This window comes from Pseudomonas artemisiae, from assembly GCF_057128685.1.
This window is the reverse complement of record NZ_JBSKHS010000001.1, coordinates 126,637-149,405: the sequence shown is the minus strand read 5'-3', so window position 1 is coordinate 149,405 and position 22,769 is coordinate 126,637. Positions and strand designations below refer to the sequence as shown.

General features: G+C 61.0%; 19 protein-coding genes. 14 read left to right on the top strand and 5 right to left on the bottom strand.

Annotated elements, in window-relative coordinates; translation table 11 throughout:
- Positions 1-4: 4 nt before the first annotated feature.
- From murD to lpxC, 9 genes are all read left to right on the top strand, one after another.
- On the top strand, positions 5-1,351 hold the full coding sequence (gene murD / locus ACWKV4_RS00650; RefSeq protein ID WP_483830205.1) for a UDP-N-acetylmuramoyl-L-alanine--D-glutamate ligase: 1,347 nt from the start codon (positions 5-7) through the stop codon (positions 1,349-1,351).
- Positions 1,348-2,562, top strand: a complete 1,215-nt coding sequence (ftsW, locus tag ACWKV4_RS00645; protein ID WP_483830204.1) for a putative lipid II flippase FtsW — start codon at positions 1,348-1,350, stop codon at positions 2,560-2,562. The genes murD and ftsW overlap by 4 nt, the downstream gene beginning before the upstream one ends.
- Complete coding sequence (gene murG / locus ACWKV4_RS00640; protein WP_483830203.1) at positions 2,552-3,622, top strand: undecaprenyldiphospho-muramoylpentapeptide beta-N-acetylglucosaminyltransferase; 1,071 nt, start codon at positions 2,552-2,554, stop codon at positions 3,620-3,622. Before ftsW ends, murG begins: the two co-directional genes overlap by 11 nt.
- Positions 3,615-5,069, top strand: a complete 1,455-nt coding sequence (gene murC, locus ACWKV4_RS00635; protein WP_483830202.1) for a UDP-N-acetylmuramate--L-alanine ligase — start codon at positions 3,615-3,617, stop codon at positions 5,067-5,069. The genes murG and murC overlap by 8 nt, the downstream gene beginning before the upstream one ends.
- A complete protein-coding gene (locus tag ACWKV4_RS00630; protein WP_483830201.1) occupies positions 5,066-6,025 on the top strand; it encodes a D-alanine--D-alanine ligase in 960 nt (319 codons plus the stop codon). The genes murC and ACWKV4_RS00630 overlap by 4 nt, the downstream gene beginning before the upstream one ends.
- A gap of 3 nt (positions 6,026-6,028) precedes the next feature.
- A complete protein-coding gene (locus ACWKV4_RS00625; RefSeq protein WP_483830200.1) occupies positions 6,029-6,895 on the top strand; it encodes a cell division protein FtsQ/DivIB in 867 nt (288 codons plus the stop codon).
- A gap of 13 nt (positions 6,896-6,908) precedes the next feature.
- Complete coding sequence (ftsA, locus tag ACWKV4_RS00620) at positions 6,909-8,168, top strand: cell division protein FtsA (RefSeq protein ID WP_483830199.1); 1,260 nt, start codon at positions 6,909-6,911, stop codon at positions 8,166-8,168.
- 46 nt (positions 8,169-8,214) lie between these two features.
- On the top strand, positions 8,215-9,417 hold the full coding sequence (gene ftsZ, locus ACWKV4_RS00615) for a cell division protein FtsZ (protein ID WP_483830198.1): 1,203 nt from the start codon (positions 8,215-8,217) through the stop codon (positions 9,415-9,417).
- Between the two features lie 111 nt (positions 9,418-9,528).
- Positions 9,529-10,440, top strand: coding sequence for a UDP-3-O-acyl-N-acetylglucosamine deacetylase (gene lpxC / locus ACWKV4_RS00610; protein ID WP_483830197.1), 912 nt, complete (start codon positions 9,529-9,531; stop codon positions 10,438-10,440).
- A 146-nt stretch (positions 10,441-10,586) separates the two neighbouring features.
- Here lpxC and ACWKV4_RS00605 read toward each other — a convergent pair whose 3' ends face one another.
- The gene (locus ACWKV4_RS00605) at positions 10,587-11,036 is read right to left on the bottom strand and encodes a DUF721 domain-containing protein (protein WP_483830196.1); all 450 of its coding nucleotides are present in this window, start codon (positions 11,034-11,036) and stop codon (positions 10,587-10,589) included.
- A 274-nt stretch (positions 11,037-11,310) separates the two neighbouring features.
- Here ACWKV4_RS00605 and secA point away from each other — a divergent pair, with 274 nt between their 5' ends.
- The 3 genes from secA (at position 11,311) to ACWKV4_RS00590 (ending at position 16,404) form a co-directional block, all read left to right on the top strand.
- A complete protein-coding gene (gene secA / locus ACWKV4_RS00600) occupies positions 11,311-14,052 on the top strand; it encodes a preprotein translocase subunit SecA (protein ID WP_483830195.1) in 2,742 nt (913 codons plus the stop codon).
- Positions 14,053-14,168: 116 nt separating this feature from the next.
- Positions 14,169-15,386: a bifunctional glutamate N-acetyltransferase/amino-acid acetyltransferase ArgJ gene (gene argJ, locus ACWKV4_RS00595; RefSeq protein ID WP_483830194.1), complete on the top strand. Its 1,218-nt coding sequence runs from the start codon at positions 14,169-14,171 to the stop codon at positions 15,384-15,386.
- 49 nt (positions 15,387-15,435) lie between these two features.
- Positions 15,436-16,404, top strand: coding sequence for a Nudix family hydrolase (locus tag ACWKV4_RS00590; protein ID WP_483830193.1), 969 nt, complete (start codon positions 15,436-15,438; stop codon positions 16,402-16,404).
- A gap of 60 nt (positions 16,405-16,464) precedes the next feature.
- Here the strand turns inward: ACWKV4_RS00590 and ACWKV4_RS00585 are convergent, their stop codons facing one another.
- The 4 genes from ACWKV4_RS00585 to ACWKV4_RS00570 are packed head-to-tail and all read right to left on the bottom strand — an operon-like array spanning position 16,465 to position 20,985.
- Positions 16,465-17,028 carry a cob(I)yrinic acid a,c-diamide adenosyltransferase gene (locus ACWKV4_RS00585; protein ID WP_483830192.1) on the bottom strand — a complete coding sequence of 188 codons (564 nt, stop codon included), beginning with the start codon at positions 17,026-17,028 and terminating at the stop codon, positions 16,465-16,467.
- Between the two features lies 1 nt (position 17,029).
- On the bottom strand, positions 17,030-19,060 hold the full coding sequence (locus ACWKV4_RS00580) for a sensor histidine kinase (RefSeq protein WP_483830191.1): 2,031 nt from the start codon (positions 19,058-19,060) through the stop codon (positions 17,030-17,032).
- Between the two features lie 48 nt (positions 19,061-19,108).
- Positions 19,109-20,029, bottom strand: a complete 921-nt coding sequence (locus tag ACWKV4_RS00575; protein WP_483830190.1) for a putative 2-dehydropantoate 2-reductase — start codon at positions 20,027-20,029, stop codon at positions 19,109-19,111.
- 5 nt (positions 20,030-20,034) lie between these two features.
- Complete coding sequence (locus tag ACWKV4_RS00570) at positions 20,035-20,985, bottom strand: GGDEF domain-containing protein (RefSeq protein ID WP_483830189.1); 951 nt, start codon at positions 20,983-20,985, stop codon at positions 20,035-20,037.
- Between the two features lie 212 nt (positions 20,986-21,197).
- Between ACWKV4_RS00570 and ACWKV4_RS00565 the strand changes: the two genes are divergently transcribed.
- On the top strand, positions 21,198-21,683 hold the full coding sequence (locus tag ACWKV4_RS00565; RefSeq protein WP_483830188.1) for a YajQ family cyclic di-GMP-binding protein: 486 nt from the start codon (positions 21,198-21,200) through the stop codon (positions 21,681-21,683).
- A 93-nt stretch (positions 21,684-21,776) separates the two neighbouring features.
- Positions 21,777-22,661, top strand: coding sequence for a mechanosensitive ion channel family protein (locus ACWKV4_RS00560; protein ID WP_483830187.1), 885 nt, complete (start codon positions 21,777-21,779; stop codon positions 22,659-22,661).
- Positions 22,662-22,769 lie beyond the last annotated feature (108 nt).

The window sequence follows — 22,769 nt, the reverse complement described above, 5'->3', positions numbered from 1 at the left end:
GCCCGTGTCGCTGATCGCTTCCGACCAATTCCGCATCATTGTCGGCCTCGGCAAGAGCGGCATGTCCCTGGTTCGCTTTCTAGCGAAGCAGGGCATTGCCTTTGCCGTGGCCGACACGCGCGAGAATCCACCGGAGCTGGCGACACTGCAACGTGACTACCCTCAAGTGGACGTGCGTTGTGGTGCCTTGGACCCAGACTTCCTCTGCCGCGCCAGCGAGCTATACGTGAGCCCTGGCCTGGCTGTGGCTACGCCTGCGCTGGTCGAGGCTGCCGCTCGGGGCGTAAAGCTCTCGGGGGATATCGACCTGTTCGCCCGCCATGCCAAGGCACCCATCGTGGCCATCACCGGCTCCAACGCCAAGAGCACCGTCACCACCCTGGTCGGTGACATGGCCCTGGCGGCCGGCAAGCGGGTAGCAGTCGGCGGTAACCTGGGGACGCCGGCCCTGGACCTGCTTAGCGACGAAGTGGAGCTATACGTGCTGGAGCTGTCCAGCTTCCAGCTAGAAACCACCGATCAGCTCAACGCCGAAGTGGCCACCGTGCTTAACCTCAGCGAAGACCACATGGACCGCTATAGCGGCCTTCCGACGTACCACCAGGCAAAGCACCGGATTTTCCGAGGGGCGCGGCAGGTGGTAATCAACCGCCAGGATGCCTTGACCCGGCCACTGCCGCGCGGCGACATGCGGATAAGCTCTTTTGGTTTGGATGCGCCCGATTTCAACGCCTTCGGCTTGCGCCAGGAAGGCAATGTGAAGTACTTGGCCTTCGCGCAAACACTGTTGCTCCCGGTCAGCGAATTGAAAGTGCGTGGCGCCCATAATCAGGCTAATGCCTTGGCGGCGCTCGCCCTGGGGCATGCCGTAGGGCTGCCCATGGTACCGATGCTTGAAACACTGCGCGGCTTTACAGGGTTGGCCCACCGCTGCCAATGGTTGCGTGAGCATCATGGTGTCAGTTGGTATAACGACTCCAAAGCCACCAACGTAGGGGCGGCCTTGGCGGCGATCGAAGGCTTGGGTAGCGACATCAGCGGCAAGCTGGTGCTGGTGGCCGGTGGTGATGGCAAGGGCGCGAACTTCTCCGCCTTGCGCGCGCCGGTAAGCCGCTACTGCCGGGCAGTGGTACTTGTGGGGCGTGACGCGCAGCGGGTGGCCCAGGCGTTGGATGAAGGCGTGCCTAAGGTGCATGTGGCTGACCTGGGTGCGGCCGTGGCCCGTTGTGCCGAGCTGGCGTTGCCAGGAGACGCCGTACTGCTGTCCCCCGCCTGCGCGAGCTTGGATATGTTCCGTAATTATGAAGAGCGTGGGCGGTTGTTCGCCCAGGCCGTGGAGGCATTGGCATGATCTTCAACGCCATCAAGCCGTACCCGTCTCCGCTGATCAGCAACCGTGGGATCGACATTGACTTCCCTATGCTGGCGGGCTGCCTGGCGTTGCTAGGCCTTGGCCTGGTAATGATCACGTCGGCCTCCAGCGAAGTGGCGGCGGTACAAAGCGGCAACGCGCTGTACAACATGATTCGCCATCTGATTTACCTGGTGATCGGCCTGGGCGCCTGTGGTGTGACCCTGCTTGTCCCCATTGCTACCTGGCAGCGCCTGGGCGGGTGGTTGCTGGTCGGCGCCTTTGCCTTGCTGTTCATGGTGATCGTCCCAGGAATTGGGCGTGAAGTGAACGGCTCCATGCGCTGGATCGGCTTTGGCGCGTTCAACGTGCAGCCCTCGGAGCTGGCCAAGGTATTTGTGGTGATCTTCCTCTCTGGCTACCTGGTAAGGCGCCAGACCGAGGTGCGTGAAAGCTGGATGGGTTTCTTCAAGCCTTTTATCGTGCTGCTGCCCATGGCCGGTTTGCTGCTGATGGAACCAGACTTCGGCGCCACCGTCGTCATGATGGGCGCCGCGGCGGCCATGTTGTTCCTGGGTGGGGTAGGGCTGTTCCGGTTTGCCCTGATGGTGGCGTTGGCCGTGGCAGCCGTGTTCGTGCTGGTGCAAGCGCAGCCGTACCGTATGGCACGCCTGATTACCTTTACCGACCCCTGGTCGGATCAGTTCGGCTCGGGCTATCAGTTGACCCAGGCGCTGATTGCCTTCGGCCGTGGCGAATGGTTCGGCGTGGGCCTGGGCAACAGCGTGCAAAAGCAGTTCTACCTGCCAGAAGCGCATACCGACTTCGTGTTCTCGGTATTGGCCGAGGAGCTAGGGGTAGTAGGTTCGCTCTGCACCGTGGCCCTGTTCGTGTTCGTGTGTATTCGGGGCATGTACATTGGCCTTTGGGCAGAAAAAGCCAAGCAGTTCTTTGCTGCCTATATGGCCTATGGTTTGTCGTTCCTGTGGATCGGCCAGTTCCTGATCAACATCGGCGTGAACGTTGGCCTGTTGCCCACCAAAGGGTTAACCCTGCCGTTCCTGAGCTACGGGGGCAGCTCGCTGGTGATTTGCTGCGCCTGCCTGGGATTGTTATTGCGCATCGAGTGGGAAAGCCGCACGCACCTGGGCAGCGAAGAGGTGGAGTTCACCGAAAAAGACTTCGCCGAGGAGCCCTACCATGGCCGGTAACGTGCTGATCATGGCCGGTGGTACCGGCGGGCATGTGTTCCCGGCGCTGGCCTGCGCTCGGGAATTCCAGGCCCGCGGTTACAGCGTGCACTGGCTCGGTACGCCCCGTGGTATCGAGAACGACTTGGTGCCCGCGGCCGGCATCACGCTGCACACCATCAGTGCCAGTGGCTTACGGGGCAAGGGCCGCGCGGCCTTGCTCAAGGCACCGCTGATGCTGGCCAAGTCGGTGATGCAGGCCAGGGCGATCATTCGCGCCCTGCGGCCGATCTGCGTGGTGGGCTTCGGTGGTTACGTTACCGGCCCTGGCGGCCTGGCGGCCAAGTTGGCTGGGGTGCCGGTGGTAGTTCACGAGCAGAACGCGGTGGCGGGTACCGCCAACAGGTTACTGCTGCCCCTGGCCAGCCGTGTTTGTGAAGCCTTCCCAGGTACCTTTGCAGCCTCGGCTAAGTGCCTGACCACCGGCAACCCGGTGCGCAACGAGTTGTTCCTCAGCACGCCACGCCAGCCCTTGTCAGGGCGCCGCCCTCGGTTGCTGGTGATGGGAGGCAGCCTGGGCGCTGAACCTTTGAACAAACTGGTGCCCCAGGCGCTGGCCAGCCTTCCCCGGGCTGAGCGCCCCGAGGTGTTCCACCAAGCCGGTAAACAACACAGCGACGTGACCGCCGAGCGTTACACCGCCGCCGGTGTCGAGGCTCAGGTCGCGCCCTTTATCGCCGACATGGCCCAAGCCTATGCCTGGGCCGATTTGGTCATCTGCCGCGCCGGTGCCTTGACCGTCAGCGAGTTGGCCGCCGCCGGGTTGCCGTCCTTGCTGGTGCCTTTGCCCCACGCCATTGACGACCACCAGAGCCGCAATGCCGATTTTCTGGCCCGCGAAGGCGCTGCCTTCGTGATGCCACAAGCAACAACAGGTGCCGCAGAGCTTGCCGCGCGCCTTGAAGAGGTTTTGATGCAACCGCAGAAACTTGTAACCATGGCCGAGACCGCTCGCCGCCTGGCCAAACCCGACGCCACCCGCACCGTGGTCGATGCCTGCCTGGAGGTGGCCCATGGTTGAGAACCAACGCGCCATGCCTCAGCCAGAAATGCGCCGTATCCGCCGCATCCACTTTGTGGGTATCGGCGGGGTAGGTATGTGCGGTATCGCGGAGGTACTGCTTAACCTGGGTTATGAAGTGTCCGGCTCGGACCTAAAATCTTCAGGTGTGACCGAGCGCCTGCTGAGCTTCGGCGCCGAGGTGTTCATTGGTCACCGCGCCGAGAATGCCGCCCGCGCCGACGTGCTGGTGGTGTCCAGCGCGGTCAACGTTAGCAATCCGGAAGTGGCCACCGCCCTGGAGCGTCGCATTCCGGTGGTACGCCGTGCCGAAATGCTGGCTGAGCTGATGCGCTATCGCCACGGCATCGCAGTCGCCGGCACCCATGGCAAAACCACCACCACTAGCCTGCTGGCGTCGGTGTTCGCCGCTGCTGGGCTGGACCCGACCTTCGTGATCGGTGGCCGCCTTAACGCCGCGGGCACCAACGCCCAGTTGGGCAGCAGCCGCTACCTGATCGCCGAGGCGGACGAGAGCGACGCCAGCTTCCTGCACTTGCAGCCGCTGGTGGCCGTGGTCACCAACATCGATGCCGATCACATGGCAACCTATGAAGGGGACTTCAACAAGCTGAAGAAAACCTTCGTGGAGTTTCTCCATAACCTGCCGTTCTACGGGTTGGCCGTGGCCTGCCTGGACGACCCGGTAGTGCGCGAGATTCTGCCGCAGATCGCACGCCCCACTACCACCTACGGTGTACATGAGGCCGCGGACGTGCGGGCGATCAATATCCGCCAGGATGGCATGCAAACGTACTTCACCGTACTGCGTCGCGACCGCGAGCCGCTGGATGTGTCGGTGAACATGCCGGGCAATCACAACGTACTCAATGCCCTGGCTACCATTGCCATTGCCACCGATGAAGGCATCAGCAACGAGGCCATCGTGCATGGCCTGTCGGGCTTCCAGGGCGTGGGCCGACGTTTCCAGGTGTACGGTGAACTGCCGGTCGAAGGCGGCGAAGTCATGCTGGTGGACGACTACGGCCATCACCCGCGTGAAGTGGCCGCGGTGATCGAAGCCGTGCGTGGTGGCTGGCCGGAGCGCCGCCTGGTGATGCTCTATCAGCCCCACCGCTATAGCCGTACTCGTGACCTGTACGACGATTTCGTGCAGGTACTGGCCGACGCCAACGTGCTGCTGCTGATGGAAGTGTACCCGGCGGGCGAGGAGCCCATTCCGGGCGCGGACAGCCGCCAGTTGTGCCACAGTATTCGCCAGCGTGGCCAACTGGACCCGATTTACGTGGAGCGTGGCACGGACATCGCACCGGTGGTCAAGCCCTTGCTACGCCCAGGTGACATCCTGTTATGCCAGGGCGCCGGTGACGTCGGCTCCATCGCCCCTCAATTAATGAAAAGCCCACTCTTTGCCGGTGCAGTCGTCACTCCGGGGAAAAGCCAATGAACACCCGCGCTTATGAACGCTTGATGTCCACCATTACCCCCAGTGACTTTGGCCGTGTGGCGGTGCTCTACGGTGGCACCAGCGCCGAGCGCGAGGTATCGCTTAAGTCTGGCGCGCAAGTGCTGGGCGCTTTGCAGGCCGCCGGCGTGAATGCATTCGGTATCGATGTAGGCGAGGATTTCCTGCAGGTGCTGTTGCGGGAAAAAATCGACCGGGCATTCATCGTATTGCACGGTCGTGGTGGCGAAGACGGCAGCATGCAGGGCCTGCTAGAGTGCGTGGGTATTCCCTATACCGGTAGTGGCATTTTGGCTTCCGCGCTGGCCATGGATAAGCTGCGTACCAAGCAGCTTTGGCATACCCAAGGCATCCCAACCCCGCGTCATGCGGTATTGGCAAATAAAGAAGATTGTGTGACCGCCGTCACGGAACTGGGCCTCCCTTTAATCGTCAAACCCGCCCATGAAGGTTCAAGTATCGGCATGGCTAAGGTGACCAGCGAAAGCGAACTGGTCGAGGCTTGGCAAGCCGCCAGCGTTTATGACTCGCAAGTATTGGTCGAACAGTGGATCAATGGCCCGGAATTTACCGTGGCCATTCTGCGCGATCAGGTGCTGCCGGCCATTGCGCTGGGAACGCCCCATACCTTCTACGATTACGACGCCAAGTACCTGGCCAATGACACCCAGTACCGCATTCCTTGCGGCCTGAGCCCAGAGAAGGAAAACGAGTTGCTGGAGTTGAGCTTGCGCGCCTGCCAGGCCGTGGGCGTTACGGGCTGGGGCCGGGTCGATATCATGCAGGACGCCAAGGGCGCCTTCTGGTTGCTGGAAGTCAACACCGCGCCGGGCATGACCGACCATAGCTTGGTACCCATGGCCGCACGCGCAGCCGGGCTGGACTTCCAGCAACTGGTGATGTCCATCCTGGCCGACTCACTGCAGGCGCGAGGTTAACCCATGCGCGCCGCGACCCTTCGTCATCAGCAACCCATGCCCAGCCGCAAGGCACCGCCTCGTGGCGCGAGCCGTATGGTGGCAAAGGAGCCCCTGGGCTCCCGCACGCCCCGTACCGGCGGCGGGTTCTTCAAGAAGCTGTTGTGGCTGGTGGTATTGCTGGCCCTGGCTGCTGGTATCTACGAAGGCGCGGAGCGCGCCATGCCCTATCTGGACCGCCCGGTCTCGAAGATCAACGTGCAGGGTGACCTGAGCTATGTCAGCCAGCAGGCGGTGCAGCAGCGTATTGCGCCTTACGCCAATGCGCGCTTTTTCAGCATCGACCTTACGGGCATGCGTACCGAGCTGGAACAGATGCCATGGATTGCCCATGCCGAAGTGCGTCGGGTATGGCCTGATCAGGTCGTGATTCGCCTTGAAGAACAGCTGCCCGTGGCTCGTTGGGGCGAGGCGCAGCTGTTGAATAACCAAGGCCAGGCATTCGCCCCGCGCGAACTGGCCAACTATGAGCACTTGCCGCAGTTGTTCGGCCCGCAGCGTGCTCAGCAACAAGTCATGCAGCAGTATCAAGTGCTCAGCCAGATGCTTCGGCCTCTTGGTTTTTCCATAGCACGGCTTGAATTGCGTGAACGCGGTAGCTGGTTCCTGACCACGGGCGCGGGTAGCGCCGGGCCAGGCATCGATTTGCTGCTCGGGCGTGATCACCTGGTGGAAAAGCTACGCCGGTTTATCGCCATTTATGACAAGACCTTAAAAGACCAGATCACGAATATTGCCCGCATCGACCTGCGTTACGCCAACGGCCTGGCCGTTGGCTGGCGTGATCCGAGCGCGGCGGCGCCAGCGGTACCGACCGTGGCGAAGAATTGACAAGAGGCAGGACATGGCAAACGCGCATAGCGGCAAAATGATCGTCGGGTTGGATATCGGCACCTCCAAGGTGGTGGCGCTGGTAGGCGAAGTCGCAGCCGATGGCACCCTGGAAATCGTCGGCATTGGCACGCACCCTTCCCGTGGCCTGAAAAAAGGCGTGGTGGTGAATATCGAGTCCACTGTCCAGTCCATTCAGCGGGCTGTGGAAGAAGCTCAACTGATGGCGGGCTGCCGTATTCACTCGGCCTTCGTGGGCGTGGCGGGTAATCATATTCGCAGCCTGAATTCCCACGGCATCGTGGCGATTCGTGACCGCGAAGTAAGCACCGCAGACCTGGAGCGGGTACTGGACGCGGCCCAGGCCGTGGCGATCCCGGCAGACCAGCGCGTGCTGCACACCCTGCCACAGGATTACGTCATCGATAACCAAGAAGGCGTTCGCGAGCCGCTGGGCATGTCCGGCGTGCGGCTGGAGGCCAAGGTGCATGTGGTCACCTGCGCGGTGAACGCCGCTCAGAACATCGAAAAGTGCGTGCGCCGCTGCGGCCTGGAAATCGACGACATCATTCTTGAGCAATTGGCCTCGGCTTATTCTGTGCTCACCGATGATGAAAAAGAACTGGGTGTTTGCCTGGTAGACATCGGTGGTGGTACTACTGACATCGCGATCTTCACCGAAGGTGCCATCCGCCACACCGCGGTCATCCCGATCGCCGGTGACCAGGTCACCAATGACATTGCCATGGCCCTGCGTACACCGACTCAGTACGCCGAAGAAATCAAGATTCGTTATGCCTGCTGCCTGGCCAAGCTGGCTGGCGCGGGTGAAACCATCAAGGTCCCGAGCGTGGGTGACCGTCCACCCCGTGAGCTGTCTCGCCAGGCACTGGCCGAAGTGGTCGAGCCACGTTATGACGAGTTGTTCACGTTGATTCAGGCAGAATTGCGCCGTAGTGGCTATGAAGACCTGATTCCCGCCGGCATCGTACTGACCGGCGGTACCGCCAAGATGGAAGGGGCGGTGGAATTGGCCGAAGAAATATTCCATATGCCGGTGCGCCTGGGCGTGCCGCATACCGTCCGAGGGCTGGATGATGTCATTCGTAGCCCAATCTATTCGACAGCCGTAGGTTTGTTGACCTATGGCCTGCAGAAGCAATCCGAAGGCGTCACCCTGACCGGCCTGGCCGGTCGTGAAAGCAGCTATGGCGATGAGCCCAAGGCGCCGGTGCTGGAACGCCTCAAGCGGTGGGTTCAGGGCAATTTCTGATACGGCAGTAGGCGTAAAAAAACTAGAGAATTGAAGGAGAGGGAACATGTTCGAGCTGGTAGACAACATCCCGCAAAGCCCGGTCATCAAAGTGATCGGCGTAGGTGGCGGCGGCGGTAATGCCGTCAATCACATGGTTAAAAGCAATATCGAAGGCGTTGAATTCATCTGCGCCAACACCGACGCTCAGGCGTTGAAGAACATCGGCGCGCGTACCATTTTGCAACTGGGTACCGGCGTGACCAAAGGGCTGGGCGCTGGCGCCAACCCCGAAGTAGGCCGTCAGGCGGCCATGGAAGACCGTGAGCGCATCGCTGAAGTGCTGCAAGGTACCAACATGGTCTTCATTACCACCGGCATGGGCGGGGGCACGGGTACCGGGGCTGCGCCGATCATTGCCGAAGTGGCCAAGGAAATGGGCATCCTGACCGTTGCGGTCGTGACCCGCCCGTTCCCCTTCGAAGGCCGCAAGCGCATGCAGATCGCCGACGAAGGCATCCGCGCGCTGGCTGAAAGCGTTGACTCGTTGATCACCATCCCCAACGAGAAACTGCTCACGATTCTGGGCAAGGACGCCAGCCTGCTGTCCGCCTTCGCCAAGGCAGACGATGTATTGGCCGGTGCCGTTCGCGGTATCTCCGATATCATCAAGCGCCCAGGCATGATCAACGTCGACTTCGCCGACGTGCGCACCGTAATGAGCGAAATGGGCATGGCCATGATGGGTACCGGCTTTGCCAGCGGCCCGAACCGCGCTCGGGAAGCCACCGAAGCGGCCATTCGTAACCCGCTGCTCGAAGACGTGAACCTGCAAGGCGCGCGTGGCATTCTGGTGAACATCACCGCTGGCCCAGACCTGTCCCTGGGTGAGTACTCGGACGTCGGTAGCATCATCGAAGCCTTCGCCTCCGACCACGCGATGGTCAAGGTTGGCACCGTGATCGACCCTGACATGCGCGATGAGCTGCATGTTACCGTGGTTGCGACCGGCTTGGGCGCGAAGATCGAGAAACCAACCAAGGTCATCGACAACACCATGCAAGCGGCCGTACCGCAGCAGCAGCCACAGGCTCAGGCCCCGGCAGCCGCGCGTCAGGAGCAGCCTGCCGTCAACTACCGCGACCTGGAACGCCCAACCGTAATGCGCAACCAGGCACACGCCGGTGCTGCAGCCGCGGCCAAGCTCAACCCGAACGATGACCTGGACTACCTGGACATTCCAGCCTTCCTGCGTCGCCAAGCCGATTAATGCAATTTATCAGGGGTATAAAGGTGATTGGTGTTCAGCAAAGGCGGGGTCTGCTATGATCGCCTCCTTTGTTGATACCAGTTCGCAACTAGCGCTGAAGCGGCCACTGCCATGATTAAACAACGCACCCTGAAGAACATCATCCGTGCCACTGGCGTCGGTCTGCATTCCGGGGAAAAGGTTTACCTTACCCTCAAGCCCGCGCCGGTAGACACCGGTATCGTGTTCTGTCGTACCGATCTGAACCCTGTGGTCCAGATTCCCGCGCGTGCGGAAAACGTCGGCGAAACCACGATGTCCACCACCTTGTTCCAAGGTGACATCAAGGTAGACACCGTGGAGCACCTGCTTTCGGCCATGGCCGGCCTTGGGATCGATAACGCCTATGTCGAGCTCTCCGCCTCGGAAGTACCGATCATGGACGGTAGCGCTGGCCCCTTTGTATTTCTGATTCAATCGGCAGGCCTGGAAGAACAGGACTCGCCGAAGCGGTTCATCCGTATCCTTCGCGAAGTCGCGGTGGAGGACGGCGACAAGCGCGCCACCTTCCTGCCTTTCGAAGGATTCAAGGTGAGCTTCGAAATCGATTTCGATCACCCGGTTTTCAAGGATCGCACCCAGAGCGCCAGTGTGGACTTCTCCAGCACCTCTTTCGTCAAGGAAGTGAGCCGGGCCCGCACCTTTGGCTTTATGAGCGACATTGAATACCTGCGTAAACACAACCTGGCGCTCGGCGGCAGTGTGGAGAACGCGATCGTGGTAGACAAGGAAGGGGTGCTGAACGAAGACGGCCTTCGTTATGAAGACGAATTCGTCAAGCATAAGATCCTCGATGCCATTGGCGATCTGTACCTGCTGGGCAATAGCCTGATTGGCGAGTTCCGCGGCTTCAAATCCGGGCATGCCCTGAACAACCAGCTGCTGCGCAAGCTCATCGAGCAGAAGGATGCATGGGAAGTCGTGACGTTTGAAGACGCCAGTACGGCACCGATCTCCTACATGCGCCCGGTTGCAGCTGTTTAAGCTCGAACCTTCTCTCTAGATTCAAGGCCACCTTCGGGTGGCCTTTTTTTTGGCCTGGGTTATGCAACGCATCCACCCCGTAGGAGCCAACTTCAGTTGGCGAATATTATTCGCGAGCGTTGCTCGCTCCTACAGAATAGTGCCGTTTATTTACGCCGATGCTGGGCCAGCCGCTCCAGGGCGGCTTTGAGGTTAGGGTCGGTGATGCCTTCGGCGGTAGCCTGCAGGTTGTCCGCCGCGATATCGGATAAATCCAACACCGGCCCGGTACGGCGATGAGGCTCCACGCTGGGCTGCACCTTGAAGAGGATGCGCGTAAGCCCGGTGAACTCCGGCATACCCTGTAGGCCCTGTTGCAAGCGCCGTTGTTGATAGCGCAAGCGGGTAGCCCAATGGCCATCGGTGACCACTAGCAGCAGGCTGCCTTCGCGCCAGGAGGCTACATGGCAGTGTTCACGGGCCGCGGGCTGCAGCTGGGTGTCCAACAGCTTTTTAAGCAGGCCAAGGCGCTGTGCCTGGCTCAGCAATGCCTTGAGCGGCCTGGCCTCGCGCAACAATACGGCGGGCGGGCGCGCCGGGTGTGGACGAAATGCCATGTAACGTATCCTCGGTAGGGCGGCCATGGTACCAGAAGCCTGCAAGCACAAAAGCACCGGCGACTGCCATGACGTTTGCTTCAGGCGCTTGAAGTTCGGAAAAAAGGCCTTATTGTAAACCCGCCCCGTAAAAGCGCTGTGCCAGCATTGTGGCGTCGCCACTTTCCTCTCCATCGTTTCCGGGTAGAATGCTCGTTCGCATGCGGCCATGAGGGCTGCTCGGGCGACTCCTAGGGGCCGCCCTCCATCCCCAAGTGTGGAAGATCCAGCCGATATGTTTGCGCCTTTGTTGAAAAAACTTTTTGGAAGCAAGAACGAGCGTGAAGTAAAGCGCATGCTCAAGACGGTCGGAAACGTCAATGCCTTCGAAGAGAAGATGGTCGCGCTCTCGGACGAACAGCTGCGTGCCAAGACCGCTGAGTTCCAAGCGCGCGTCGCCAAAGGTGAAACCCTCGACGCCTTGCTGCCCGAAGCCTTCGCCGTCTGCCGCGAAGCCGGCAAGCGCGTGATGGGCATGCGCCATTTTGACGTTCAGTTGATTGGCGGCATGACCCTCCATGAAGGGCAGATCGCCGAAATGCGAACCGGCGAAGGTAAAACCCTGGTAGCCACCTTGGCGGTGTACCTCAATGCCTTGTCCGGCAAGGGCGTGCATGTGGTCACGGTCAACGACTACCTGGCCCGCCGCGACGCCAACTGGATGCGCCCGCTGTATGAATTCCTTGGCCTGAGCGTAGGCGTGGTCACGCCATTCCAGCCACCGGAAGACAAGCGTCTGGCCTATGCCGCCGACATCACTTACGGCACCAACAACGAATTTGGCTTCGATTACCTGCGCGACAACATGGCGTTCAGCCTGGAAGAGAAATTCCAGCGTGAACTGAATTTCGCCGTGATCGACGAAGTGGACTCCATTCTGATCGACGAGGCACGCACGCCACTGATCATCTCCGGCCAGGCCGAAGACAGCTCGCGCTTGTACACGGAAATCAACCGCCTGATCCCACGGCTTGAGCAGCACATCGAAGAAGTGGAAGGCGAAGTGACCAAGCAGGGTCACTACAGCATCGATGAGAAAAGCCGCCAGGTAGAGCTAAACGAATCCGGCCACCAGTTCATCGAAGAGCTGCTGACCCAGGCGGGCTTGCTGGCCGAGGGCGAAAGCCTGTACTCGGCCCATAACCTGGGCCTGCTGACCCACGTCTATGCTGGTTTGCGCGCCCATAAGCTGTTCCATCGCAATATCGAATACATCGTGCAGGATGGCAGCATCTTGCTTATCGACGAGCACACCGGCCGTACCATGCCGGGCCGTCGCTTGTCCGAGGGCCTGCACCAGGCCATCGAAGCCAAGGAAGGGCTGAAGATTCAGGCCGAAAGCCAAACCCTGGCGTCCACTACTTTCCAGAACTACTTCCGCCTGTACAACAAGCTGTCCGGCATGACCGGTACCGCCGATACCGAAGCCTTCGAATTCCAGCAGATCTACAGCCTGCCGGTGGTGGTGATTCCACCGAACCGCCCATTGGCGCGTAAAGACTTCAACGACCTGGTGTACCTCACCGCGCAAGAGAAGTACGTGGCGATCATCGCCGACATCAAGGAGTGCATGGCCAGCGGCCGGCCCGTGTTGGTAGGTACCGCTACCATCGAAACTTCCGAGCACATGTCCAACCTGCTTAAGCAGGAAGGCATCGATCACAAAGTGCTCAACGCCAAGTATCACGAAAAAGAAGCCGAGATCATCGCTCAGGCAGGCCGCCCTGGCGCGCTAACCATCGCCACCAACATGGCGGGTCGCGGTACGGACATCCTGCTCGGTGGTAACTGGGAAGTGGAAGTCGCTGCCCTGGAAAACCCTACCGAGGAGCAAGTGAAGCACATCAAGGCAGACTGGCAGAAGCGCCACCAACAGGTGCTTGAAGCCGGCGGCCTGCATGTGATTGCTTCGGAGCGTCACGAATCACGCCGTATCGACAACCAGTTGCGCGGCCGCGCCGGGCGCCAGGGTGACGCCGGTTCCAGCCGTTTCTACCTGTCGCTGGAAGACTCGCTGATGCGTATCTTCGCCTCCGACCGGGTGAAGAACTTCATGAAGGCCTTGGGCATGCAGTCCGGCGAGGCCATCGAACACCGCATGGTCACCAATGCCATCGAAAAAGCTCAACGCAAGGTAGAAGGCCGTAACTTCGATATCCGCAAGCAGTTGCTGGAATTCGACGACGTTGCCAACGAGCAGCGTAAAGTTATCTACCACATGCGCAACAGCCTGCTAGCCGCGGAAAACATCGGCGATACCATCGCTGAATTCCGCCAGGAAGTGCTGGACAGCACCGTGTCTCAGCATATTCCGCCACAGTCCCTGCCAGAGCAGTGGGATGTGCCAGGCCTGGAAGCGGCCCTGCAAGCCGGCTTTGGCGTGAGCCTGCCGATTCAGCAGTGGCTGGACGAGGACGAGCGGCTATACGAGGAAACCCTGCGTGAGCGCTTGCTGAGCGAAATCCTTGCCGCTTACAACGAAAAAGAAGACCAGGCCAGCGCCGAAGCCCTGCGTACCTTCGAGAAGCAAATACTGCTTCGCGTGGTGGACGACCTCTGGAAGGACCACCTGTCTACCATGGATCACTTGCGTCATGGTATTCACCTGCGGGGCTACGCCCAGAAAAACCCCAAGCAGGAATACAAGCGCGAGTCCTTTGCACTGTTCCAGGAGCTGTTGGATTCGATCAAGCGGGACACCATCCGTGTGCTTTCCCATGTTCAGGTCCGCCGCGAAGACCCAGCCGAGGAAGAGGCGCGCTTGCGTCGCGAGGCCGAAGAGCTGGCCGAGCGCATGGAGTTCCGCCATGCCGAAGCGCCGGGCCTGGATCAGCCCGAAGCCCTGGAAGAAGGCGCCGAGGTCGTTGTAGAGGCCGCGCTGGCGCCGTTGCGCAACGAGCAAAAGCTTGGCCGTAACGAGGTATGCTGGTGCGGGTCGGGCAAGAAGTTCAAGCACTGCCATGGGCGCATTGAATAAGCCCAGGCTGCCTGCTTTCTGTACAAAAGCACAGGTTTGTTGTTGAATCACGCCGCGTCGGCCTGGCCGCCGCGGCGTTTATATTTCTGGGTTAGCCCACTTTGAAGGAGTCATCCATGGCTGTCGGTCTCGGTCCTTTGCCTACATTGCACCCTGTCTCTGGTTTCGAACTGGGCATCGCTTCTGCGGGGATCAAACGACCAGGCCGCAAGGACGTGGTGGTGATGCGCTGCGCCGAAGGCTCGACCGTGGCCGGTGTGTTCACCCTCAATGCCTTCTGCGCAGCGCCAGTCATCCTGGCAAAGCAGCGAGCAGGCAGCGCGGTGCGCTACCTGCTTACCAACACCGGCAACGCCAATGCCGGCACGGGCCAATCCGGTTTACTCGCCGCTGAGCGTACCTGCGAAACCCTGGCCAAGCTGGCCGGTGTCAATGCCGAAGCCGTATTGCCATTCTCCACCGGAGTGATTGGCGAGCCACTGCCGGTGGACAAAATCGAAGGCGCGTTGCAGGCAGCGCTGGATAACCTTGCCTCAGACAACTGGGCTAGCGCGGCCACGGGCATCATGACCACCGATACCCTGCCCAAGGGCGCTAGCCGGCGGTTCAGCCATGAGGGCGTGACCATCACCGTCACCGGCATCAGCAAGGGCGCGGGCATGATCCGGCCGAACATGGCCACCATGCTTGGTTATATCGCTACCGACGCCAAGATTGCCCAGCCGGTGCTGCAAGACCTGATCCGTGACGCGGCCAATAAGTCGTTCAACCGCATCACCATCGACGGAGACACCTCCACCAACGATTGCTGCATGTTGATCGCCACCGGCCAAGCCAACCTGCCAGAAGTGACCGAAGCCAAGGGGCCTGTGTTTGCCGCCCTTAAAGCCGCGGTGTTCGAAGTATGCATGGACGTAGCCCAAGCGATCGTGCGGGACGGCGAGGGCGCTACCAAGTTCGTGACCGTGCAGGTCAACGGCGGTGGCAATCATCAGGAATGCCTGGATGTGGGGTACGCCGTGGCCCACTCCCCCCTGATCAAAACAGCGTTGTTCGCCTCGGACCCTAACTGGGGGCGTATCCTGGCGGCAGTGGGCCGCGCTGGCGTACCCGAACTGGACGTGAGCAAGATCGACGTATACCTGGGCGATGTGTGCATCGCCAGCCAGGGCGGGCGGGCGTCCACCTATACCGAAGAACAGGGTTCAGCGGTAATGGCCGAAGCGGAAATCACCATCCGTATCGAATTGGGCCGTGGCCAGTGCAGCGAGACGATCTGGACCACAGACCTGTCCCACGAATACGTAAAGATCAACGCTGAATACCGCACCTGACCTACCGGCGAACACTCAGGGCCCACGGGCCCATGAGGGAGGAAAAGCAATGAAACGGGTTCATGTAGCGGCGGCCGTTATCCGCCAGGCCGACGGCAAGGTGCTGATCGCCCGCCGGGGTGCCAGCCAGCATCAAGGCAACCTCTGGGAATTCCCAGGGGGTAAGGTGGAGGCGGGTGAGTCACCCCAGGCCGGCTTGGCCCGGGAGCTGGCCGAGGAGTTGGGCATTCAAGTGACGTCGGCGCGGCCTTTGATCAAAGTGGCTCACGACTACCCCGACAAGCAGGTACTGCTAGACGTGTGGGAAGTGACCGCGTTCAGCGGCGAACCCCAGGGCATCGAAGGGCAGCCGCTGGCCTGGGTCTCGCCCAGGGCGCTGGATCAATATGACTTTCCGGCCGCCAACCAGCCCATCGTGATCGCCGCGCGGTTGCCGTCGACCTACCTCATTACGCCAGACGACTTACCCCGCCCAGAGATCCTTGGCGGGCTGCGCACTGCCATCGCCCAGGGGGCAAAGCTTATACAGCTGCGCGCACCAGCCATGTATGACCCCCAGTACCGGGATCTGGCGGTTGATGCCGTGGGGCTGTGCGCGGGCAAGGCGCAGCTGATGCTCAAGGGGCCGCTGGAATGGCTGGGGGATTTCCCCGCGGCTGGCTGGCACCTGACGGCCGAGCAATTGCGCAAGTACGCGCCCAAGGGCCGGCCCTTTCCGCCTGAGCGCTTATTGGCGGCGTCCTGCCATAACGCCGAGGAGCTAGCCTTGGCGCAGGCCATGGGGGTGGACTTCGTGACGTTGTCACCCGTGCAACCTACCCAGACCCATCCCGACGCCTCACCCTTGGGTTGGAGCGCGGCCCAAGCATTGATCGCAGGCTTTAACAGCCCGGTGTACGTGATGGGCGGGGTAGGCCCGGGGGACTGCCAGCGCGCGTGGGAAGCAGGCGCACAGGGCGTAGCAGGGATTCGGGCATTCTGGCCTGCATTGCCCCCTGTAGGCGCTAGCGCAAGCTAGCGAACCGGCCACGCCATGGTGTTGAACCGGGGTGTAATAGTTCGCCAGCTCTGCTGGCTCCTACAGTGATCCCGCCTGTGCCCACAACACTTCATCCACACCTTGGCGCCGGGCGATAATTCTGGCAGCGACGAACAGCAGATCCGACAACCTGTTCAGATACGCCAGGGCCACACCGTCGAGCGGCTCTTCGCGATGCAACTGTTGGCAGCGGCGCTCCGCGGTACGGGCCTGGCTGCGGCATACATGGGCCTGGGCCACGCCCACCGAGCCACCGGGCAGAATAAAGTTACGCAAGGGGCCCAGTTCCGTGTTCCAGGTGTCAATGGACGCTTCAATTCTCGCAACCTCGGCGCTGTACAGCGCGCGGTGACCGGGCATGGCCAGCTCCCCGCCCAAATCGAACAGCCGGTGCTGACAAGGCGCCAATACCGTTGCCACTTCCTGAACCCGAGCATCGCCCGCCAGGTAGCCCAGTAGTACACCCAATTGGCTGTTCAAGGTGTCGACTTCGCCAATGGCCTCGATGCGTGGGTGGTCCTTGGGCACACGGCGGCCATCGCCAAGGCCGGTTTCGCCTGCGTCGCCGGTACGTGTGTAAATGGTGGACAGCCGGTTTTCCATTTCACCCTCCAAGGGTGGTATTGCCTGCAGGGGCAGGTTGCACCCGTGGCAGGCGCAGAGTGAAGCACGTCCCTACGCCCTCGGTGGACTGCACTTCCATCTGCCCCTTGTGGTTGTTGGTGATGATGAAGTAAGACACCGACAGCCCCAGCCCAGTGCCCTGGCCTACTTCCTTGGTGGTGAAAAAAGGCTCGAACATCCGTTTGCGTACGCTTTCCGGCATACCCACGCCGTTGTCTTCCACTTGGATCTCCGCCCAAGGGCCTTTGAGGCGCGTACGCAGCACGATACTGCCAGGCTGAGTAGGGTTTATCCGCTGCTGAATGGCCTGGGCGGCGTTTTTCAGCAGGTTGAGCAGGACCTGTTCGAGTTCGTTGGCCGTGCCAGGGACCGGCCCCAGGCGGGGGTCGAACTGCCGGACGATAGAGGGGCCACGGAAATCAAAACCGATGCTTAGGTCGAAGTCGCTGCTGGCGATCTCCACGGCCTGGTCGATCAACGCGGGTAGGTCGCAGGGGGCCATCTGGCGGGTACTGCGGCGGCTGAAACTCAGCATATGGGTCACGATCTTGGCCGCCCGCGCGCCTGCGCCCTGAATACCTGCAAGCAGCTGTGGTATTTCCCGCGCGTCCAGGTACTGGTTCACGTGCGCCAGAGCAATGCCAGCCGCTTCGGCCTGTTGCTGGTTCTTGGGCAGCTCTGGCGAGAGACGCCTGCGGATGTTCTGCACGTTGTGCAGGATCGCCCCCAAGGGATTATTGATTTCGTGGGCCATGCCCGCGGCCAGGCTGCCCACGGACAGCATTTTTTCTGACTGCACCATCATGTCCTCAAGGGACAAGCGCTGGGTGATGTCATCGATGCGAATCACCACCCCACGGCCCGCGCTACCGGCCAAGGGGTAACAGGTAAGGGCGTAATGATGAGGCAGGTCATCCTTGAGCCAGGTCACGCGTTCTACCTTGACCACCTCGTGTTTTTCCACCGTGCGCCTGAGCTGAGGCAGAAACGGCTTGATAGGCTTGAAGGCAAGGAAGATCGGCTGATTCAGGGCCTCGTCCAAGGGGGTGCCTGAAAGCGCGCTGGCTTCCTTGTTCCATTGAGTCACGTAAAGCCCCTCGTCCAAGGCAATCAAAGCCGAGGGCATCGAGTCGATGATGCTATTGAGGTAGTTCTGGAAGCCTGTGAGTTTTTTCTCGATCTTGCTGCGCACCTGCACTTCCAATTCCAGCTTGCGGTTGGTATGGCGGGTTTCCTCGGCCAGGCCTTGGGCAGCGTCATAGGCTGCCTGGGAGTCATCCCGGGCGCGCTTGAGTTGTTGTTCACGGGCTTGCATCCGCGCCAGCATGGTGTTGAACGCTTCTGCCAGGCTGCCAATTTCATCCTGGTTGCCGGGCGCGGCCCGCAGCGCATAGTTTTCTTCGCGGGTGACCTGCCGGGTCAATTCTTCGAGTTGATAGATAGGGCGAGTGATCAGCCGCTTGATCTGCCGGGCGATCACCATCCACAGCAACACACTGAATACCAGAATGCCCAGGCTGGCGGTAAAGGTACCGGTGTAGAAGGCCACGGGCAGCTCGCTGCTGGCGACCAGCAGCAAATGCCCGGGCGGGCCTTCAGCACTGGGCAACTCGGCCAGTTGAGTGCTGCGAAACTCCACCAGGCGCCACTCATCCAACTGGTCCACATGCTTTGGCAAAGACAAACGATTGCCATGCTGCAACTGCGCGATCCGCTGGCCATCCGGGCCGTACACTGCCGCCGCGCGCAGAGGTGAGTAACTGTCGAGCGTATCGAGCAACGCTTCGGCCGCGGCGGGGCCGGCGGTGGCGCGCCGACCCAGGTCGGGTTGGCTTACCAGTTTGCCGATGGTCTGCATGGCCTGGGGCGCCATGCTTTCATGGGATATCCAGTAGGCGGCGGTGATAAAGATCAGGTTGGCGACTACCAGCACAGTGACCATCAGCACCAAGAGGGCGGCGAGCAATTTTTGCCCGACGGGGAGGTTTTCAACACGCTGTCGCAGTGGCATCTCGCACCCGGCTTGCAAGGAACGGGGCGAGTGTAGCAAAGCAGGCGCTCAGGCCGTTGGCAGACCTTTGCTTTCCAGCGCAGCCAGCAGGGCCTGGTGCAGCTCAGTCAAGGCAGGCGCTGCCAGGCCTAGCCGTTGCGCCTGGGCACAGGCATAACCGAGCAGGTAGGTCACTTCCGTGCGGCGGCCGGCGGCCACATCCTGGTACATCGAAGAATAATTCGCCGCCGTGGCGTTGATCACCGCGTTTACGTCAGCCCTTAAGCCGTGGGCCGCGGTGGCGTGGCCGGCGGCGACCAAGAGCGCGCCGAGTTCCTCGCACAACTGGGTGATGCGGTCGGCATGGTTCAGCAACCCGCCGTTGGGGCATCGCAGCAGCACGGTCAGTGGATTGATGGCGCAGTTAATCGCAAGCTTACGCCAGAGCCGTGCCAGAATGTTTTCGGCCCACTGATGAGGAATCGCGGCCTGGGTCAGGTCCGCCAACCAGGAAGGTGCCATGCCACCAGTGGAGCTGCCTACCCAGGTGAAACCTTGCCCGGCGAATACCGTGGCGCCGTCCTCGCGCTGGTAAGCCCCCTCGGTGGTAGAGGCGAAGTATACCTGGGCGTGGGGCAGGGCATTGGCAACGGCCTGCTGACTGCCCAAGCCGTTCTGCAGCAGCAATACCTGGGCGCCTTGCGCTAGCCGATGCCTCACGCTGGCCACTGCCGCTTCGGCGTCGTATGCCTTACAGGCCACCAGCAGGCGCGCGATCACTTCGTTGCCCTGGGCTGTGCTCGCCGGGAGGTGGGCAGTGAACGCTGCCGAGCCCTGTATCAGCCGCAGCCCTGGCCCCTGTTCGTAATGGGCCAGGCGGGTGGCGCTACGCAGCACCAGACGCACCGGCCTGCCAGCCTGGCTCAAGCGGCAGGCCCAGAGCGTGCCCAGGCTGCCGGCGCCAAGCACATGCCAAGGTGTGGCCTTCATGGGGGTCAGGCGAGCACAGGTAGGCGGCGAGCGCTTACCAGGCCAGACGCGTAGCTTTCTTGCAGCAGCCGGCTGGCTTCGCCGAACAGGCTCACCGGCTCCACAGGCAGGCTTTTCTCGTCCAGCCCCACCAGGCTAATGCCCGCGCGCAGTTCTATCGCCCCGTTGCTGGTCATCAGCTCGTTGAGGTTAAGGCCATCATGCAGCCGCCTGAAGCTGCTTGGCGCGCACTCGTGCAGGCTGCGAGGCAGTGTTAGTAGCACGAAGTGCTGATTGTCTACCCGCGCCAGCACATCCAGTGGGCGCACCATATGTTGCAAGCGGCGGCCTACACCTTGTAGCAATTCATCGTAGAATCGCTCGCCGTGCTCGCGCTGCAAGGCGTCGGCGTTCTGCAGGCCGATCAACAGGTAGCACAGCGCCCCGCCCCGAGCCTGGATTTGCCGCAGGCTGTCTTCAAGGGCTTGGCGCAGGTAGCGGCTGTTGCCCAGGCCAGTAAGGGCGTCGATCAGGTTGCGTTGCTCAAGGCCTACTATATGGTCGCGTAGGCGGCGGTTCTCGCGCCCCATGTGCTGGAGCATGGCGTACAAGCGATTACCGGCGTGTACCCGAGCAAGCAGTTGGGTGTCGATCAACGCAGGCGGCAGCAGGTCGTCCACGCCCAGGTCGGCGGCGTCATCGAACAGTGGGGCACTGGCCCGGGCATCGAGCAGTAGTATCCAGGTATGGCTGCCGGTGGCTGCGTCTGCTAAGCGAACCCGCGAGGCCAATGCCAGGCCTTCGTCGCCTGCGGTCACCAGCAGGTTGGCTTCGCGCTGGTCGAGTTCAGCCAGTGTGTGTGTTACTTCGCAGGCGCGCACGTCGCTGTAACGGGCCTGGCGCAGCAACTGGCAGGCATGTTGACGCAGGCCTTCATCTTTGATGGCCACCAGGATACTTGGCGTGGAGTCTGACATCTAACGCTCGCAGTGAAGGAAATACCAACGTGTAACGGAAACCATGCTGTCCCTTGGGCTCTAACCGGGTTTGCGAGCAAAGCCTGTCGTTGTGCTGGCGCCCGTTATAATGATCCACGGTTTTAGTCGTCAAGCCGGGTAGTCCGGTTTATTAGGATTAGCCGACCAAGCACACTTATGTACGCCTATCTGTATCAAACTGGAGAATATTGATGCCCTCGTTCGACGTAGTGTCCGAGTTGGACAAACACGAAGTCACCAACGCCGTCGACAACGCAGTCAAAGAGCTGGACCGCCGTTACGATCTCAAAGGCAAGGCGCACATGGCGTTCAATGAGAAAGACAAAACGGTCAACCTCACCGCAGAAGCCGAATTCCAACTGGAAGCCACGCTGGAAATCCTGCGTCTGGCGCTAATCAAGCGCAAAATCGACGTGCAGTGCCTGGAAGTAAAAGATCCTTACGCTTCGGGCAAAGAAATGAAGCAAGACGTCGTGCTGCGCGAAGGCCTGGATAAAGAAATGGCCAAGAAAGTCGTGGCCCGTATCAAAGACGCCAAGCTCAAGGTGCAGGCCGCTATTCAAGGCGAACAGGTAAGGGTCACGGGCAAAAAGCGTGATGACTTGCAAGAAGCCATGGCCTTGCTACGGGGTGAAAGCCTTGGCATGCCGCTTCAGTTCAACAACTTCCGCGATTGAGGAGCGCGGAACCATCAGGGCGCCTGAGCGTCGGACGGCTGTTAGCGGCGACGAGTGGCTCGCTGCCTTGAATAGCTGAACAGGAGACGCCCTATGGATCTGAACGCCAAAGTGGACCACCTCATCCGCGCTTCCCAAGCGTGGATACCGATGATCATGGAGTACGGTAGCCGCGTGCTGTTGGCGGCCCTTACCCTGATCATCGGTTGGTGGCTGGTGAACAAGGTCACCCGTGAGATCGGTAAACTGCTGGCGCTACGTCATGCCGACCTGGCATTGCAAGGGTTTATCAGTACCCTGGCCAATATCATCCTTAAGATCCTGCTGATGGTCAGCGTGGCCTCGATGATTGGTATCGAGACCACTTCTTTCGTGGCGGCCATCGGTGCCGCGGGCCTGGCGGTGGGCCTGGCCCTGCAAGGAAGCCTGTCGAACTTCGCCGGCGGGGTGTTGATTTTGCTCTTCCGCCCGTTCCGCATCGGTGATTGGATCGAGGCTCAAGGTGTGTCCGGTACCGTAGACGCTATCCAGATTTTCCATACCGTACTGCGCACCGGTGATAACAAAACCGTGATCGTGCCCAACGGCAACCTGTCCAACGGTATCATCACCAACACCAACCGCCAGCCTACCCGCAAGATCACCTTGGACATTGGCGTGGACTACGACGCCGACCTGCAAAAGGGCCGCGAAGTGCTGCTTGGCCTGGCCAACGACCCCCGTGTATTGGAAAGCCCAGCCCCAGAGGCAGTGGTTGCGGCCTTGGGCGACAGTGCGATTACCTTGTCATTACGGTTGTGGGTCAATACTAGCGATTACGGCGGCGTGCTGAACATGCTCAACGCCGAAGTGCGCGACCGCCTGCGCGCCGCCGGTATCGACATTCCCTTCCCGCAGCGGGTCATTCGCCTGGTTCAGGAACAGCAGGAAGGTGGCGCGTCAGCACCGCAGATCCTCACCCACACTAAGGCCGAGTAGGCACTGGTTTCGTAGATACCGTCTTGGTCCTGAGGCTGCTGTAGGAGCCAGCACAGCTGGCGAACGGTTTACATTGGTTGTGCCGTCTCTTCGCGAGCTGCGCTCGCT